This is a genomic window from Nocardia sp. XZ_19_369, from assembly GCF_015355715.1.
Taxonomy (GTDB): domain Bacteria; phylum Actinomycetota; class Actinomycetes; order Mycobacteriales; family Mycobacteriaceae; genus Nocardia.
In genome coordinates this window covers 769536-785471 of record NZ_JACVED010000001.1, presented here as the reverse complement: position 1 = coordinate 785471, position 15936 = coordinate 769536, and the positions used below count along the sequence as shown (strand labels likewise).

At 67.9% G+C, this 15936-nt stretch carries 14 protein-coding genes; 8 read left to right on the top strand and 6 right to left on the bottom strand.

Going from position 1 to position 15936, the window contains the following annotated elements; translation table 11 throughout:
- The first annotated feature begins 132 nt into the window (after nucleotides 1-132).
- On the top strand, nucleotides 133-1965 hold the full coding sequence (locus IBX18_RS03650; protein WP_194832308.1) for a phosphoenolpyruvate carboxykinase (GTP): 1833 nt from the start codon (nucleotides 133-135) through the stop codon (nucleotides 1963-1965).
- A gap of 227 nt (nucleotides 1966-2192) precedes the next feature.
- Here IBX18_RS03650 and IBX18_RS03645 read toward each other — a convergent pair whose 3' ends face one another.
- Nucleotides 2193-2948, bottom strand: coding sequence for an HD domain-containing protein (locus IBX18_RS03645; RefSeq protein WP_194832307.1), 756 nt, complete (start codon nucleotides 2946-2948; stop codon nucleotides 2193-2195).
- Between the two features lie 108 nt (nucleotides 2949-3056).
- Here IBX18_RS03645 and IBX18_RS03640 point away from each other — a divergent pair, with 108 nt between their 5' ends.
- Together IBX18_RS03640 and IBX18_RS03635 are read left to right on the top strand one after the other, a co-directional pair.
- On the top strand, nucleotides 3057-4007 hold the full coding sequence (locus tag IBX18_RS03640) for a GlxA family transcriptional regulator (protein WP_194832306.1): 951 nt from the start codon (nucleotides 3057-3059) through the stop codon (nucleotides 4005-4007).
- A gap of 439 nt (nucleotides 4008-4446) precedes the next feature.
- Complete coding sequence (locus IBX18_RS03635) at nucleotides 4447-4650, top strand: hypothetical protein (protein WP_107653296.1); 204 nt, start codon at nucleotides 4447-4449, stop codon at nucleotides 4648-4650.
- Here the strand turns inward: IBX18_RS03635 and IBX18_RS03630 are convergent, their stop codons facing one another.
- Nucleotides 4651-6093: an aldehyde dehydrogenase gene (locus IBX18_RS03630; RefSeq protein WP_194832305.1), complete on the bottom strand. Its 1443-nt coding sequence runs from the start codon at nucleotides 6091-6093 to the stop codon at nucleotides 4651-4653.
- 209 nt (nucleotides 6094-6302) lie between these two features.
- Here IBX18_RS03630 and IBX18_RS03625 point away from each other — a divergent pair, with 209 nt between their 5' ends.
- Nucleotides 6303-6605, top strand: coding sequence for a hypothetical protein (locus tag IBX18_RS03625; protein WP_194832304.1), 303 nt, complete (start codon nucleotides 6303-6305; stop codon nucleotides 6603-6605).
- A gap of 2 nt (nucleotides 6606-6607) precedes the next feature.
- On the opposite strand, the gene IBX18_RS03620 is transcribed toward IBX18_RS03625, so the two are convergent.
- Nucleotides 6608-7402, bottom strand: a complete 795-nt coding sequence (locus IBX18_RS03620; protein WP_194832303.1) for a class I SAM-dependent methyltransferase — start codon at nucleotides 7400-7402, stop codon at nucleotides 6608-6610.
- A 269-nt stretch (nucleotides 7403-7671) separates the two neighbouring features.
- On the opposite strand from IBX18_RS03620, the gene IBX18_RS03615 reads away from it, so the two are divergent.
- Nucleotides 7672-8844, top strand: a complete 1173-nt coding sequence (locus tag IBX18_RS03615; protein ID WP_194832302.1) for a glycosyltransferase family 4 protein — start codon at nucleotides 7672-7674, stop codon at nucleotides 8842-8844.
- Nucleotides 8845-8918: 74 nt separating this feature from the next.
- Here the strand turns inward: IBX18_RS03615 and IBX18_RS03610 are convergent, their stop codons facing one another.
- On the bottom strand, nucleotides 8919-10862 hold the full coding sequence (locus tag IBX18_RS03610) for a hypothetical protein (protein ID WP_228540447.1): 1944 nt from the start codon (nucleotides 10860-10862) through the stop codon (nucleotides 8919-8921).
- A gap of 134 nt (nucleotides 10863-10996) precedes the next feature.
- Here IBX18_RS03610 and IBX18_RS03605 point away from each other — a divergent pair, with 134 nt between their 5' ends.
- Nucleotides 10997-11302, top strand: a complete 306-nt coding sequence (locus IBX18_RS03605; RefSeq protein WP_194832300.1) for a hypothetical protein — start codon at nucleotides 10997-10999, stop codon at nucleotides 11300-11302.
- Between the two features lie 51 nt (nucleotides 11303-11353).
- A complete protein-coding gene (locus IBX18_RS03600) occupies nucleotides 11354-12595 on the top strand; it encodes a polysaccharide biosynthesis protein (protein ID WP_194832299.1) in 1242 nt (413 codons plus the stop codon).
- Between the two features lie 299 nt (nucleotides 12596-12894).
- On the opposite strand, the gene IBX18_RS03595 is transcribed toward IBX18_RS03600, so the two are convergent.
- Nucleotides 12895-14046, bottom strand: a complete 1152-nt coding sequence (locus IBX18_RS03595; protein WP_194832298.1) for a DUF3068 domain-containing protein — start codon at nucleotides 14044-14046, stop codon at nucleotides 12895-12897.
- Between the two features lie 202 nt (nucleotides 14047-14248).
- On the opposite strand from IBX18_RS03595, the gene IBX18_RS03590 reads away from it, so the two are divergent.
- Nucleotides 14249-15457: an acyltransferase gene (locus tag IBX18_RS03590; protein ID WP_194832297.1), complete on the top strand. Its 1209-nt coding sequence runs from the start codon at nucleotides 14249-14251 to the stop codon at nucleotides 15455-15457.
- A gap of 13 nt (nucleotides 15458-15470) precedes the next feature.
- Here IBX18_RS03590 and IBX18_RS03585 read toward each other — a convergent pair whose 3' ends face one another.
- A complete protein-coding gene (locus IBX18_RS03585; RefSeq protein ID WP_373889165.1) occupies nucleotides 15471-15890 on the bottom strand; it encodes a DinB family protein in 420 nt (139 codons plus the stop codon).
- Nucleotides 15891-15936 lie beyond the last annotated feature (46 nt).

Sequence of the window (15936 nt, the reverse complement as noted above, 5' to 3'; positions counted from 1 at the left end):
GCGCGCTTTCGACTGGTCGTAGCGGGTGCCTTCCCGCCAATGGTGGCGCTCGGTGTATTCGCGCTGGTCAACAGGGCCTTTGTGGCCAGGCGGCGATGCATCGTAGGGACCGCCCATCTCAGGAGAGTTTTCATGACCTCAGCGACCATTCCTGGTCTTCGTGGATCCGACGGCAAGCCGCCGACCGAGCACAGCGAACTACTCGCCTGGGTACAGGAAGTCGCAGAACTCACTCAGCCAGAGCGAGTGGTCTGGGCCGACGGTTCCGACGAAGAATGGGATCGTTTGACCACTCAGCTCGTCGAGGCGGGCACCTTCAAGCAGCTCGATCCGAAGAAGAAGCCGAATTCCTTCCTCGCGCTCTCCGATCCGTCGGACGTGGCGCGGGTCGAGTCGCGCACCTACATCTGTTCCAAGAGCGAAGCCGACGCCGGACCGACCAACAACTGGGTCGACCCCGCCGAGATGCGCGCCACCATGACCGAGCTGTACCGCGGCTCGATGAAGGGCCGCACCCTGTACGTGGTGCCGTTCTGCATGGGCCCGCTCGGTGCCGAGGACCCCAAGCTGGGCGTGGAGCTCACCGACTCCGAATACGTCGTCGTCTCGATGCGCGTGATGACCAGGATGGGCAAGGCAGCGCTGGAGAAGCTCGGCACCGACCGTCCGTTCGTGAAGGCGCTGCACTCCGTCGGCGCCCCGCTGGCCGAGGGCCAGGCCGACGTGCCGTGGCCGTGCAACGACACCAAATACATCACCCACTTCCCGGAGGATCGCGAGATCTGGAGCTACGGCTCCGGCTACGGCGGCAACGCGCTGCTCGGCAAGAAGTGCTACTCGCTGCGCATCGCCTCGGCGATGGCGCACGACGAGGGCTGGCTGGCCGAGCACATGCTGATCCTCAAGCTGATCTCCCCGGAGAACAAGGCCTACTACATCGCCGCCGCCTTCCCGAGCGCCTGCGGCAAGACCAATCTCGCGATGATCCAGCCCACCGTGCCCGGCTGGCGCGCCGAAACCCTCGGCGACGACATCGCCTGGATGCGCTTCGGCAAGGACGGCCGCCTCTACGCGGTGAACCCGGAGTACGGCTTCTTCGGCGTCGCGCCGGGCACCAACCGCAGCTCCAACCCGAATGCCATGGCCACCATGGAGGCGGGCAACACCGTCTACACCAACGTCGCGCTGACCGACAACAACGATGTGTGGTGGGAAGGGCTGGAGGGCGAGCCCGATCACCTGATCGATTGGAAGGGTAACGACTGGTACCTCCGGGAGACCGAAACCCTTGCCGCCCACCCGAACTCGCGCTACTGCACGCCGATGTCGCAGTGCCCGATCCTGGCCCCCGAGTGGGACGACCCGCAGGGTGTGCCGATCTCGGCGATCCTGTTCGGCGGCCGGCGCAAGACCACGGTCCCGCTGGTCACCGAGTCCTTCGACTGGCAGCACGGCGTTTTCATGGGCGCCACCCTGTCCTCGGAGCAGACTGCCGCGGCCGAGGGCAAGGTCGGCACCGTGCGCCGCGACCCGATGGCGATGATCCCGTTCATGGGCTACCACGTCGGTGACTACCTGAACCACTGGATCAACCTCGGCAAGAACGCCGACGCCAACAAGCTGCCGAAGATCTTCTACGTCAACTGGTTCCGTCGCGGCGCCGACGGCCGCTTCCTGTGGCCCGGCTTCGGTGAGAACTCCCGCGTGCTGGAGTGGATCGTCGGCCGCGTCGACGGCACGGCCGAGGCCGAGGCCACCGCCATCGGCCACGTCCCCGTCGCCGCCCACCTCGACCTCGACGGCCTGAAGGTCGACGCCGATGACGTCGACGAGGCCCTCGAGGTCGACGCCGAAGAGTGGCGCAAAGAAATCCCGCTCATCGAGGAATGGTTCGAATTCGTCGGCGACAAGCTCCCCTCCGGAGTTCGCGACGAGTTCGAGGCATTGAAGGAACGCCTCGGCTGATCCGCACAACGTCAACCGCCCGCACCATTTCGACGGTGCGGGCGGTTTCGTTTGTGCGGCAATCCGGGTCGCCGATCAACCGAATCGGCGGGGTGTGCTTGCGACAAACTTGGGTACTGAATATGTGTCGAGTGGCACATGGTGGAGAGGGCTCCTCGGCGTTTGCCGACACCATGTGCCACTCGTCGTTTGTCTGGGTGGGGTGGGGATTCTTTTGCAGGGGAGGGTTATTCGGGGAATGGGGAGTAGTTGGTGAGTTGGCGTAGGGCGGTGCGGGTGTTGAGCCAGTGGGTGCGGCCGTGCGGCATTGCTTCGGCTTCGTTGGTGAGGGCGGTGACCATGTGCTTGCTGAAGTTGTGGCGGGGGTGGCGGTGCAGGAGTTCGTCGACCCAGGCGGGGTCCAGATCGGCCAGGCGGCTGCCGATTACGTCTACGGAGGCGCCTGCGTAGATGAATCTGCCTGGGTCGCTGAGGTTTTTGCCGTCGCCGGGGGTGATGTGGGTGGCGATGGCGGTGCCGATGGCTTCGCGTTGGGCGGGGGTGGCGCCGGCCTCGGCGGCGAAGGCGACGGCGCGTTCGGCGCCGGTGACCGCGAAACAGCGGTTGCGCGTGGGGTGTTCGAGTTGGAGGTCGTGCAGTAGGCAGGAGACGTAGACCAACTCGTCGTCATAGCGGGCGCCGTCGAGGTCGGCGAGGACTCGGCCGAAGTAATAGGTGCGGTAGGAATGGCCGAGCACATGGGGAGAGAGCGATTCGTGCGCTTCGGCTTCCGCCGCGCGGGCGAGAGCCGAATCGGGGAGACGCAGGCCGGCGAAGTCGAGGCGGCCCGCGCCGCGGCGGCCGAGGGCGAGGCGGGCGCGATCGGCGAGGAGGGCGGGCAGTGCTCGGGTGATGGTGGCCATGAGTTGTCTGCGTTGTTTGCCGGACAGTGCGCCACCCGTTCGAACGGCCCATTCCCAATCAATGCTGGTCGGCGTGGTCATCCAGATTTCCCTCTCGCTCGTGCATCGAATTCAGTGAAGCGTGGGTATGCGGGGCGCAGTGAGTGGCAGGGATGACACTAATGCTCTGATTTGTGCCAAACTGACCGGGTGAAACAGGTCGTCGCGCTCGTCTTGGACGGTGTCATGACCTACGACCTCGCCTGCGCCGTCCAGGTTTTCCGGCACGGACCAGGGAAGTTCGGCGAACCGGCGGGGTTCCGGATGGAGACCTGTGGGGTGCGGCCCGGTCCGGTGTGGACGCCGAACGGGTTCGAACTGCGGGTCGAGCACGGGCTGGAAGCGTTGGCGACCGCCGACATCGTGGTGGTGCCGGGGATCGCATTGCCCACGCGGCCGCCGCCGGAGGAGGCGCTCGCGGCACTGCGTGCCGCGGCGGCGCGGGGTGCGACCATGGTGAGCATCTGCGTCGGCGCTTTTGTGCTCGCGCGGGCCGGGCTGTTGGACGGCCGACCCGCCACGACACACTGGGCGTATTGCGACGAATTCGCCGATCTTTTTCCCGCCGTCAAGCTGGATCCGGCGGCGCTGTACGTGGACGACGGCGACGTGCTCACTTCCGCGGGCTTGTCGGCGGGACTGGATTTGTGCCTGCACATCGCACGCCGAGAACTCGGCGCGAGCCCGGCGGCGGAATTGGCGCGGTGGAACGTGACGCCACCGCATCGCGCGGGCGGCCAGGCGCAATACATCCCGGATGCCCTGGCGGACAACGGCTTCCATGGCGGCCTGGCCGCCACCATGGCCTGGGCGGCACGGAACCCGGCTGCGGCGCCGGATGTTTCGGCGCTGGCCGCGCACGCGCTGATGAGCGAGCGCACCTTCATCCGTCGCTTCAAAGCGGAGGTCGGCACCACGCCGCGGCGCTGGCTCGACGCACAGCACACCGTGCGGGCCCGCGAACTGCTCGAAACTACTGACCTGCCAGTCGAAGTGGTTGCCGCACAGTCCGGCTTCGGCAGTGTGACCGCACTGCGCACCCATCTCCGGGCGGCGACCGGCACGACTCCGGCGGATTACCGTCGGTCATTGCGACAGTGATCGGTCAGTGCGCCACCCTGGGGTGAAACCCCCCGGCGACGGGGCGGCACAGTAGTTTTCACGACAAGCGCCATGAATCATGCCGCCGCGCAATCTGTCGCAACTGAGGCAGTGACCCACCGCCACCAACATGACGAATCATCAGTCGTCGGTATGGCGTGTTTCCCGCCGCGCGGACCCGAAGTTGTGGTGCTATTGGTAATGGTCGGTGCGTACAGGTCACGAGCACCCAACGTTTGCGGCAGCTCGATATGGGGTAGTTGCCCGGTGTGCGAGGTTTGCGCACAAGTGGCTTATGCTTGCCGTGTTCTTGGTCTCATGACCTACCAGTCCGATTGCTAAAAGTTAACTGATCGACTGAACTACTTCCCTATCGACATCGGTTTCCCGCGATGCTCGCGGCGAACGATGGGATCGACGCGCGAGAGGTGGTTGGAGCATGACCGATCTGGAGACCGGGGCGTCCATCGCCCCCCTGGTTGCCGGCTTCGAACTGGCGACCGCTAGCACACCGCTACGCCGGGCTGCCGGGCGTTTGCAGGCCGTGCTGCCCCCCGGCTGGCGCGTCGAGATCGTCGACGCGCCGAGCCTCACGGGCCGCCACAGCGAGCCCGTGCTGCGGGTGGTCATGCCGACCGACTGATCAGCCCGTCCAGCCCATCGGCATGAGCAGCGACTTCTGTTCGCAGAATGCGTCCAGACCCTCCGGGCCGTTCTCGCGCCCGAGTCCGGAGGCCTTGTAGCCGCCGAACGGTGAGCTGGGATCGAACGCGTACCAGTTGATCGCGAACGTCCCGGTGCGCACCCGCGCGGCGAGCTCGGCACCGTGCTCGACGTCCGCGGTCCACACCGATCCGGCCAGGCCGTAGACCGAGTCGTTGGCGATGGCCACGGCTTCGTCCTCGGTCTCGTAGGGGATCACCGACAGCACTGGGCCGAAGATCTCCTCCTGGGCGATGGTCGACTTGTTGTCCACGTCGGCGAAGATGGTCGGCTCGACGAACCAGCCGCGATCCAGCCCCTCGGGCCGCCCGCCGCCGAGCACGAGCCGCGCGCCCTCGGCCTTGCCCTTGGCGATGTAGCCCTCGACCCGCTCGCGCTGACGCTCCGAGATCAGCGGGCCCAGCTGCACGGTCGGATCGTTGGGGTCGCCGACCTTCATGGTCTGCACGTGCTCGACCAGCGCGTCGAGGATCTCGTCATACCTGCTGCGCGGGGCCAGGATTCGGGTCTGCGCGACACAACCCTGTCCGCTGTTCATCAAACCGGAGAAGGCGAGCACCGGAATGCCCGCGATATCCATGTCCGGCAACAGGATTGCCGCGGACTTGCCGCCGAGCTCGAGCGAGACGCTCTTGAGCTGTCCGGTGGCGATCGCGCCGATCTTCTTGCCGACCGCCGTGCTGCCGGTGAAGGTGACCTTGTCGACACCGGGGTGCGAGACCAAGTACTCGGCCGCCTCGGCCTCGGCGGGCAGCACCGAGAGCACGCCCTCGGGCAGGCCCGCCTCGGTGCAAATGTCGGCCAGCATATTCGCCGTGATCGGTGTCAGCGGTGCGGGTTTGAGCACCACAGTGCAGCCCGCCAGCAACGACGGCGCAAGTTTGTTGGCCGCGAGAAACAGCGGCACGTTCCACGCCGTGACGGCCGCGACGACACCGCGCGGCTCCCGGCTGACGCGCGAGGTGCCGAACATGCCGGTGCGGGTCTCGGTCCACGGGAACGACTTCGCGAGCCCGGCGTAGGCGTCGAGCGCGGCGACCGCGGGAATCTGGTTGAGCGTCATCGCGATCATCTGCGGCGCGCCCATCTCGGCGGTGAGCGCGGCCATCAGGTCGGCCGAGCGTTCCTCGATCAGGCGCGCGACGCGGGTGAGCACCTGGGCCCGCTCTTCGGGTGGGGTGGACGGCCATGGGCCGTGATCGAAGGCGTGCCGGGCCGCGGCGACCGCGGCGTCGACGTCGGCGCGAGCCACCGCGGGGACGCTGCCCACCGGCTCGACCGTGGCCGGCGAGATGACCTGAACGCGCTCGGTGCTGGCTGGCGCGGTCCAGCGGCCGCCGATGAACAAGCTGTCGTAATGCATGAGAACACGTTACAGTTTTGCCACTGCGTTGTCTGTAACATGTTTCAGTTCTGCGTCCGCGCAGTCTCGCTGAGCAGGACCAATCCCAACCCGTCGGTTCGCTTTTCGTAGAACGCACTATTGCGTTCTGTTGCTGGAAAGAGGATGCTGATAGCTACTGATCAGCTCGCTCGATTCCTGAACCGATACCACATTGGGGAGCCTGAGTCATGGCGGTGCAAGTGGTCGACCGGTCGCTGATGACCAGCGATCAAACCGAGCATCAAGCGAAGAGTGTCGGTGCGGGAGGATGGGTCGTCTCCTTCCTGCCGGGCCGGACGCTGACCATCGAGCAAGCGACCGCGGCCATGCAGGCCGCCGAGGCCGTCGCTGTTGTCGGAGCATTAGCTGATCAGGTCGGCTTGACCACGCTGGAGACCGTGGGACTGGCCATCCAGGAATCCCCGTGGACGCGACCCGCGCACGAGCCGTGCGGCAGGCGTACCTGGCGACGCGGCTGGCTGGAGCACTAGAACTACTTCTTGGTCGCCACCACGACCAAATTGCTCACCAACAACTCGCGCAGCATCGGGATACGGACCAGCCACCACGCCCAGCGCGGGTGATACCGCGGAAAGATCGTCTGCACGTCGGCGGAAGTGCTTGCCGCCCAACGCAACCCGTCCGATGCACGCACCGCGAACAGTGAAGTGCCGAACCGGTTCTTGGGTTCCTTGCCTTGCTTGCGGCGATACCGCCGCGCCGCGTACTCGCCACCGAGGTAGTGCCACGGCCCCGTCTCGTGGCCGCCGAACGGACCGTGCCAGACCGTGTACGACAACACGATCAGCCCGCCAGGCCGGGTCACCCGCACCATCTCGTCCGCCATCAGCCACGGCTTCGCCACATGCTCGGCGACATTCGACGAAAAACAGATATCCACCGCGTCGTCGCGAAACGGCAGCGCCATCCCCGACCCGCGCACCGCACCAGCCACCGACAATCCGGCCGCGTGCATCTCCGACGGATCGGGCTCGACCGGAATGTACCGGGCACCCGTCTTGACGAACTCGTCGGCGAAATAGCCCGGCCCGCCCCCGACATCCAGGATCGTCGCCCCCGCCAGATCCGCACCCGTGAGATCTGTGTAGAAATCGCCGAGCATCGCCGCGCTGTCCTCGGCCAGACCGCCGTAGAACACCGCCGGATCGGTCTGCTCGAACCGGAAGCTACCGAGCAACCGCAACGACCGGCGCAGCGTCGCCCGGCGCGCGAACCGGGGCGCGCGCGCTCGCGCACCGTCGGCGGGCGTCTTTTCGGCTTTCAACACGGCGCCGAGTCTCGCATAACCGGAGTGAACCACTGTCGAACCGGCCCCGGCGGACACTTTTCGCGGCCACTCGCGCGAAGTGGTGGGCCAGCGCTCGAAAGTGTCCGTCCAGGCCGGGGCCAGGGGTAACAGGGTCGATGCGGGCACGTTTGCAGGCAATGTGCCCGCGGACTGCTCGGTGATCAGCTGCTGTCGCGGAGCTCGGGTTAGGGTGTAGCGCGATATCCGATGTTCCCGACCGGGACCACCTGACCGAGAGAAGCTCGACCGTGCGCGAAGTCCTCCTGCTGTGCTGGCGTGACACCGGGCACCCGCAGGGCGGCGGCAGCGAGCGGTACCTCGAACAGGTCGGCGCGCAGCTCGCGGCACGCGGGGTCAAGGTCACCCTGCGCACCGCCCGCTACCCCGGGGCGCCGAAACGCGAGCGCATCGACGGCATCGACATCAGCCGCGCAGGGGGCCGCTTCTCCGTCTATCCGCGGGCACTGGCCGCGATGGCATTCGGCAGGCTCGGCCTCGGACCGTTGCGCGGCCTGCGGCCCGACGCGGTCATCGACACCCAGAACGGCATCCCATTCTTCGCCACGGCCGCCACCAAGGCGCCGTCCGTGGTCCTCGTGCACCACGGGCACCGGGAACAGTGGCCCGTCGCCGGACGGCTGGTCGGCCGAATCGGCTGGTGGATCGAGTCGCGGCTCTCGCCCCGGGTGCACCGGCGCAACCAGTACCTGACCGTCTCGCTGCCCTCGGCCGAAGAACTGGCCACCCTCGGCGTCGAACAGTCCCGGATCGCGGTGGTGCGCAACGGCGCCGAACCGGTGCCCGCCGACGCGCCGACCGGCGCCACCCAAACCCGCACCGCGAACCCAAGGATCGTGGTGCTCTCGCGCCTGGTGCCGCACAAGCAGATCGAGGACGCGCTCGCCGTGGTCGCGCGACTACGCACCCGCCTCCCCGGCCTGCACCTCGACGTGATCGGCGACGGCTGGTGGGCGGACAACCTGAAGGCCGACGCGCACGACCTCGCCATCGCCGACGCCGTCACCTTCCACGGCCACGTGGACGAGCGCCGCAAACACGAACTGCTCTCCCGCGCTTGGGTGCACGTGCTGCCCTCGCGCAAGGAAGGCTGGGGCCTCGCGGTCATCGAGGCCGCCCAGCACGGTGTGCCGACCATCGGCTACCGCAGCTCGCGCGGACTCACCGACTCCATCGTCGACGGCGTCACCGGCGTCCTGGTCGATGACGTCGCCCAATTGGCCGACGCGGTAGGCGAATTGCTCGACGAGCATGCCGCGCGCACCGTCATGGGGGAGAAGGCGCGCTCGCGGGCGCGTGAATTCTCTTGGGAGCAAACCGGAAACGGTGTGTACGACGTGCTGGCTGCTGTCGCGCGTGGGGAGCACACCTCTGGATTGATTGCTCCGCGCTCCGAACACTGAACAGCCTTGCGTTTTGCGGTCCGCCATGCGCCGCGCCGTTTGAGCGGCAGGACATCGCCGAGGGGCACGCTTGATCAGCGTTTGCGATGAGCAGGGCGCGCCACTGCTGCGATGAGCGCGCCGCCGACCAGCAGCGTCAGCCAGAGTGCGTGCGCCGCAACGACAAGGCTCCGATGCATCGCTGAACCGGTGCGCTGATGGATGGCGCCGGGTACCCGGTACAGCGTGAGGTCGGCGTCGCTGAACACCGGATCCAGCTGTGCGAGTGTTATTTTCGAATCGCCGAGTGGGCCGGGGGTGCCGTGTTCGACGAGCACCCAGCCGATGCCGCTCGCCGCCAGCTCTTGGACCGAACCGCCTTGCAGCAGTAGCGCTTCCACGGCGCGGGCACGGGCACCCTCGCCGGACACGGTACGACCGCGCACCGGGAGCTCGCCGGTTTGCAGCACGTCGTTGGGCAGCATTCGTGGTGCGGGGTCCAGCACCGGAGCCTTTCCGCTGTACCGGAACTTGCGGAACATCCCGCCCGGGAGAACCGCGACATCGCCGGGCCCGTCCACTTTTTCAGCGACCTGGTGCCATCCGGCTGGGTAATGCACCGGGCGCACTGCGCCGCTGACACCCCACGCGAGATCGAGGAGGGGCAGCATCAGTAAAGCAATGAAAACCGCTGCGACCGAACGGGTGACGACCGAGCCCGTAACCGAGGCAGCGACGCTCGTCGACGAGGCACGGTCGTCCGTGCCGCTCGTGCCGCTCGTGCCGCTCGTGCCGCTCGTGCCGCTCGTGCCGCTCGTGCCGCTCGTGCCGCTCGTGCCGCTCGTGCCGCTCGTGCCGCTCGTGCCGCTCGTGCCGTCCGCTGGCGCGGGGTTGATCCCTTGTCGTGCGATGACTTCCGCGTTTTGTGGATGATCGGCCAGAGCAGCGGCCGCACCCATCGCCGAGAACCGTTGGGCGATAACCCCGCAACCCGCCGCGGCACACAGCGCGTAGGCGGGCATCGCCAGCGCCACGTACTTCTGGGTGTCCCGCAGCAATCCCGCGCCGGGCACGTGCGCGACGAGCCACTCCAGCACCTGCATGCCCCACGGTGTCGCACCGAGGGCGGGCAGCAGGACGGCGAGCGCCGCGAGCACGACGAGTGCGCGACGGAGGTATCGCTGGTTCGGGTCGGTGCCGTCCGTGACGACCGCCCGCAGACCCGTCGCGACAATGACGAGCAGCAGTACGGTCCCGATCGCCGCGAGAAGTGTGGTGCGAGAATCGGGTACGGCGTCACCGTTCCAGATGCCGCCTAGCCCGGCCAGACTGCCGAGCGTGCCGAGGCCCGGCTCGGCGCGAGCGGCGAACGCGGCAATGCCCGCCGGATCGGAGGGTGAGCCGCCCGCCCCGGACAGCGCGGTGGCGGCGAGCCAAGGTGCGGACGCCGCAATCAGCACGGCGAGCACAGCGGCGAGATGCCGTCGTCCGACTAGCGCCAGCGCGGCGATCCCGGCCAGCAGCGCACCGGTCGGCGTGAGTCCCGCTGCGGCAAGGCTTCCCACCAAACCTGCCCATGCGCGCACGGAGCCGTGCCGCGCCGCGCCGCGAATCCGATACGCGGCCACAGCAACCCACGGCAGCGCCGCATACCCGGCAAGCAGACTCCAATGACCTTGGAGCAGCCGTTCGGCCACGTACGGATTCCACAGCGCCACCGTCGCCGCGACCAGCTGTGCAGCAACCGGCACGCCCAGCAATTCCCGCGCCAGGACGGCCGCCCCGTAACCCGCCGCCCACAGCGCGACGAGCAGAATCGCCTTGACGATCAACCCACCATCGATGACCGGTGACAGCCACGCCAGCAACGCGTCCTGTGGCACCGCACGCGGCGCGGCATCCCCGAGCCCCAGCGCCGAATCGGTCGGATAGGACCGCGGCGTACTCACCGCATCCCGCAGCAACAAGTACCCGGAACCGAGTAGCGGCCCGACGATGAGCAGCGCGAGCACCGCGCTGTACCCGGCGGGCACCCACATCACCCACCGGCTCCGTCGCCCGAGACCGCTCGCACTCACGCTTGTGCACCCTACGGTCCGACCTCCTCGCACCCGGTGCCGCCACGGTCGGAAAAGAATTCGGCAGCCGTCCGCGTCGGCCATATCCTGACTCGGTGGTCAGGAAGTCTCCGCAGGAGAAGAAGCAGCTGAGCTACGCCAGGGACCGGCGCAACACCTACGGCGAGAACGACAAGGCGTCGCGCAAGAACCTGCCACGCAAGCGAGCCAGAGTGCACCGCGCCAACCGGCACCGCGCACACCAGGATCTTCTCGGTGCGACCGGCCCGGTCGACGCCCAGGTATCGGATGCCGCCGAAATCCGGCTGCGCGCGCGGCGACCCAAAGCGTTCTGCAAGCGCCCTGATATCCCACTCGGCGAGTACGTCCGCTGGAAGCTCGAGCGCCGACAGTCCCGCTGACCGGTTCGCCGCGGCGGGGCGGGAGATCGGCGGCGGCGGTCGGGTGGGACGATGGCGGGCGTGTCTGCTGTCCGTCGGTTTCCTGTGGTGGCGGATCTGACGTTGGTGACGGCGGGGGCGATGACGGCCAACGTGGCCGGGTATCTGTTGCAGCTGCTGGCCGGGCGGTGGCTCGGGGTATCCGGGTACAGCGAGTTCGCGAGTCTGCTCGCGGTGCAGTTGTTGTGTGCGGTGCCCGCGCTCGCGTTGCAGAACGTGGTGGCCAGGGAGCTGGTTCGGGGGGCGAGTGTCGCGGCGCTGCGGCGCCTGCAGTGGCGCTGCGCGGTGATCGTCGCGGTGGTTGTCGCGGTGCTGGTGCCGGTGGTGACCGCCGCGTTGAACGTCGGGGTCGCCGCGTGTGCTGCGGCGCTCGGTGCGGCGCCCGCGCTGGTGCTGCTGTCCGGTGAACAGGGAGTTCTCCAGGGTGGCAGGCGGTTTCGGGCCTTGGGCGTGGTGCTCGGCGCCGCGGGCATCCTTCGGGTCGCGCCCGCGCTGGTGCTGCTCGCCGTCGGTGGCGGGGCCGCGCTGGCGCTGGGTGCGGCGGCGGTAGGCGTCGCGGCGGCCGCGGCGTTCGCCCGGTTCGTCGCGGGGTCGCCACCCCCGAGGCCACGTGCCGGAACCGACGAGGACGACGCCATCGGTGTGCTGCCGGTGCTGCGCGCCGCGCAGGTGCAGGCGGCGTTGATGGCGTTGTCGTCCACGGATCTGATCGTGGTCCGCATGGTCCTCGACGAAGCGGATGCCAGCCGGTACGCACTCGGCACCATCGCCGCGAAGATCGCGTTCTGGTTGCCGCAGGCGGTCGGCGTCGTGCTGTACCCGCGGATGGCGCAGCCCACGCATTCGGCGCAGGCGATCAGGTCGGCGCTCGCGGTGCTGTCCGGCATCGGCATCGTGGCGGTGCTCGGTGCCGCGCTCGCCGCACCACTGGCTCCGCTGCTGGCCGGCCAGGACTACGCCCCCATCCAAGGCTTGCTGTGGCTGTTCGCGTTGCACGGCGCCATCCTCGCGGTCCTGCAGGGCGCGATGCTCTCGGCGATCGCCGTGGACCGCACCGCCCTCGCCGCGCTGACCTGGCTCGGCCTGGCCGTCGAAGTGGCACTGATGGTTTCGTTCGCCCGCTCCATCCCCACGCTGATCACCACCGTTGCCTCCGTCGCGGCCGCCACCACTCTCGTGGTCGCCGTGATCGTCCTGCGCACCGCTGATCGAGACAGCAACGTCCGTCGCCACGAACCCGAACCCCAGCTGTAGCAAGCCTTTCAACGAGCTGAGCCGGTCACTGGCCGCTACCGGCGGTCGCCTCGGCGCCCAACTTCGCTACCGGCGGCTGGCGCGGTGCCCTAACTGATCGTCGCTACCGGTGGCGGCACACTGCGCCAACGGATTTCGCGAGCCCGAGGGCAACTCGCCAGTACCAGCTAAGCCGACTAGCTCAGCCGACTCCGGCGCCAACCTTGCTGGCGCTGTGCCTAGGTCTGGTCTGAATACCCGGGGAGACGCAACAAAACGGCCCCCGGTCACAAGGACCGGGGGCCGAATGTTCAGCTACATCAAGGACGTTTCGTGACGTTGATCTGCTCGGTCGGCGGATCGTTGTCCGCGCGACGCGCACCACCACCGGCCGGTGCCGGTCCACCGCGTCCCTGGCTCAGCGGCCCACCGCCGCGCGCCGGAGCGGGGGTCGAACCGCCGCCACGCACACCGAGGATGATGCCGACGATCAGTGCGATCACACCGAGCACGCCGAGCACGATCGGCATGATCCGCCCGTACAGCGACAGCTTGTCGATGTTCTCCTTGGCGACCGAGATCTGCGACTCGATGGTGTTCTCGTCGAACACGATGTGCGACTTCAGCGCGGTGACCTCGGGCTTGGAGTCACGGCCGTAGTACAGGTGCAGCTGCTCGCCACCCTTGATCACGGTGCCGGTCTTCGGCTCGACCCACACGTCGCGGGTGTTGGTGTACCAGCGCGACATGGTGACGTCGCCGTCGCCGGGCACGCCCCACTTCGCGGCGGGGAAGGTGAGCCGGTTGGTCGGCGCCTTCACCACGTCGTTCAGGTTGGTCGCCGGGATGGTCTGCTGGAAGTGGTAGACCTGCATGCTGTTGATCTCGGTCTCGCCGACGTAGTTGATGTCGAACGTCTTGCGCGCGTTGAGATCGAAGTACGGGTAGGTCTTCTGCTCGGTCCCGATCGGGAATCGGTACTGCAAACCGGTGTGCTGCACCGGATCCGCGACCGACTTCATCTCCTTGTCCACGTTGACCGCGATGGAGCCGTTCGGCTCCTTCGAGACCGGCTCGCCGGTCTTGCGGTCGATGGTGACCCGGTCGATGCTCGCGGTGAGCAGGCCGGTGTCGCCCTGCTTGTCGATGCGCCGCAGCGTCTGACCCGCCTGCACCGTCATCTCGGAGGCGTCGGAGGGCTCCTCGACGGTGAGGAACCGCTGCGAGACCAGCGGCACGTTCGTGTCGATCTTCGCGGCACCCTCGGGCGCGCTGAGCGACTTGGAGTCCAGCACCAGGCTTTCCTCGCCCGGCGCGTTGGTCGCGATCGTGGTGATCTCGAGATCGAGAGGAGTCTTCGCCAGTTTGCCGACGGTGTAAGTCGGGATCAGCAGCGCGGCGACAATCAGCAACGCGCCGAGACCCACGAGCAGGCAGGCCACCGTCCTTCTGGTTCCGGCACTCAGTGCCATGCAAACTCTCCTCGTCGTAGAACAGGGTCGTTCCGGCGAGTACGGCGGGCCTCCCGCGGCACTCGTGAGCCCCGACACTAACAGTCCGGTGACGTACCATGCGGCGCCGAGGCCGGAAACGGCCGAGAAATCGCCCGAGTTTAGCGCGAAATGTGAAACGTGGGGTTATCACCTAAGAATTGGCAAGGCAGACTGGAGTCCGATGACCGCATCCCCGTCCACTTCCGCCGTCGCGGTCGCCCCGGCGACCGAATCGGTACCGGCGCGCGCCTTTCTGCCCGCGCTCGAAGGCATGCGCGGGCTGGCCGCGCTCGGCGTGCTGCTGACGCACGTCGCCTTCCAGACCGGCGCCGCGGGCACCCCGGTGCTCGGGCGGGTGTGGGGCCGGTTCGACATGGCGGTCGCGGTGTTCTTCGCGCTCTCCGGCTTTCTGCTGTGGCGCCCGCATGCCGCCGCGGCGCGCGGGCTCGGTAGTGCGCCGACGCTCGGCTACTACCTGCGGCATCGCGCCGCACGCATCCTGCCTGCGTATTGGGTTGTGGTGTGCGCGGTTCTGGTGCTGCTGCCGAGTGCGGCGGGCACGGCGGGGCTGCGCGTCTGGGTGTCGAATCTGGCGTTGCTGCAGGTGTTCGTGCCGCTGACGCTGACCGATGGGCTGACCCAGATGTGGAGCCTCTCGGTCGAGGTGGCCTTCTATCTGGTGCTGCCGTTGCTCGCGTTCGCGGTGGTCTGGTTGCGCGGCAGCACCGCTCGGTGGCGGGTGCCGGTACTGCTCGGCCTGGCCGCGGTGTCGTTGAGTTGGAACTTCATTCCGGTGCCGACTCCGGACGCCATCCATTCCGACAATTGGCTGCCCGGATACCTGCCGTGGTTCGCGATGGGAATGGTGCTCGCGGAACTTTCTTTTGGTAGCGAACGGCTATCGAAATGGCGCCGACTGGCTGGAAATCAACCGTTGATGTGGGTCATCGCGCTGATTGCTTTCCTGATCTCGGCCACCGATATCGGCGGGCACGCCGGACTGACCCACGCCCAGCCGTGGCAGTACGCGGCGAAGATGGCGCTGGGCGCGATCATCGGCTTCACGCTGCTCGCCCCGCTGGTGCTCGGCGACCCGGCCAGCGGGCATCGGTGGCTGAAATCGCGGGTGGCCGCGACCATCGGGCGCTGGTCCTACGGAATCTTCCTCTGGCATCTCGCGGTGCTGTGGGTGGTGTTCCCGGTGTTCGGGATCCTGCCGTTCAGCGGCGACTTCGGCTACGTCCTCATCCTCACCATCGCGCTGACCCTGCCCGTCGCCGCGGCCAGTTACGCGCTGATCGAGGAGCCGGTGCGGCAGTGGGCGCGCAGGCGGGATCGGGCGAAGCCGGCCAAGGAGATCGAAGAGGAAGACCGCCTCGCGGCGCCGTGATCGCCCGGCGCGCTCAGGTATCCAGCTGCCGGTGCATGTCGAGCAGATGGTGCCGGAGTTCGTGCAGGGTGTGCAGTGCGAGCCAGCGCAGCGAACGTTCCTGCGGCTCGGGGTAGCTGTAGATCAGCGTCCGCTCCCAGTCGTCGCCGCTCAGTCGTTCCAGCACATTGGCGAACAGGTGCGCCGCGTCCCGGAGCTGGCGGCCGACGTCCGAGGGCTTCTGGTCGAGGTACCCGTCGTGCTCGACGCGCTCGTCCCGGCCCATCGGGGTGGCGTCGGGGGTCGTGCTGCGCCGGGCGGCCAGCGCGCGTTCCCGTTGCACGAGAAGCACATCCCGCATGTGGCAGGCGTACTCGAGCGGCGACCAGGTGTCGGGTTCGGGTCGCCGCCGTAACTTCGGCGAGTCGGTGAGGAGCAGGTCCGCGTACTCCACGGCGTGCTCTCTGGCCAACGGCGCGACATCGGTCGCGCGGGTCAGG

Bases quoted from the DNA above. Each gene is read 5' to 3' on its own strand.
- IBX18_RS03610 (WP_228540447.1), bottom strand. From the start codon at position 10,862: ATGTGGGTGCCCGCCGGGTACAGCGCGGTGCTCGCGCTGCTCATCGTC.
- IBX18_RS03590 (WP_194832297.1), top strand. From the start codon at position 14,249: ATGACCGCATCCCCGTCCACTTCCGCCGTCGCGGTCGCCCCGGCGACC.
- IBX18_RS03650 (WP_194832308.1), top strand. From the start codon at position 133: ATGACCTCAGCGACCATTCCTGGTCTTCGTGGATCCGACGGCAAGCCG.
- IBX18_RS03625 (WP_194832304.1), top strand. From the start codon at position 6,303: ATGGCGGTGCAAGTGGTCGACCGGTCGCTGATGACCAGCGATCAAACC.
- IBX18_RS03630 (WP_194832305.1), bottom strand. From the start codon at position 6,093: ATGCATTACGACAGCTTGTTCATCGGCGGCCGCTGGACCGCGCCAGCC.
- IBX18_RS03595 (WP_194832298.1), bottom strand. From the start codon at position 14,046: ATGGCACTGAGTGCCGGAACCAGAAGGACGGTGGCCTGCCTGCTCGTG.
- IBX18_RS03635 (WP_107653296.1), top strand. From the start codon at position 4,447: ATGACCGATCTGGAGACCGGGGCGTCCATCGCCCCCCTGGTTGCCGGC.
- IBX18_RS03645 (WP_194832307.1), bottom strand. From the start codon at position 2,948: ATGACCACGCCGACCAGCATTGATTGGGAATGGGCCGTTCGAACGGGT.
- IBX18_RS03600 (WP_194832299.1), top strand. From the start codon at position 11,354: ATGGCGGGCGTGTCTGCTGTCCGTCGGTTTCCTGTGGTGGCGGATCTG.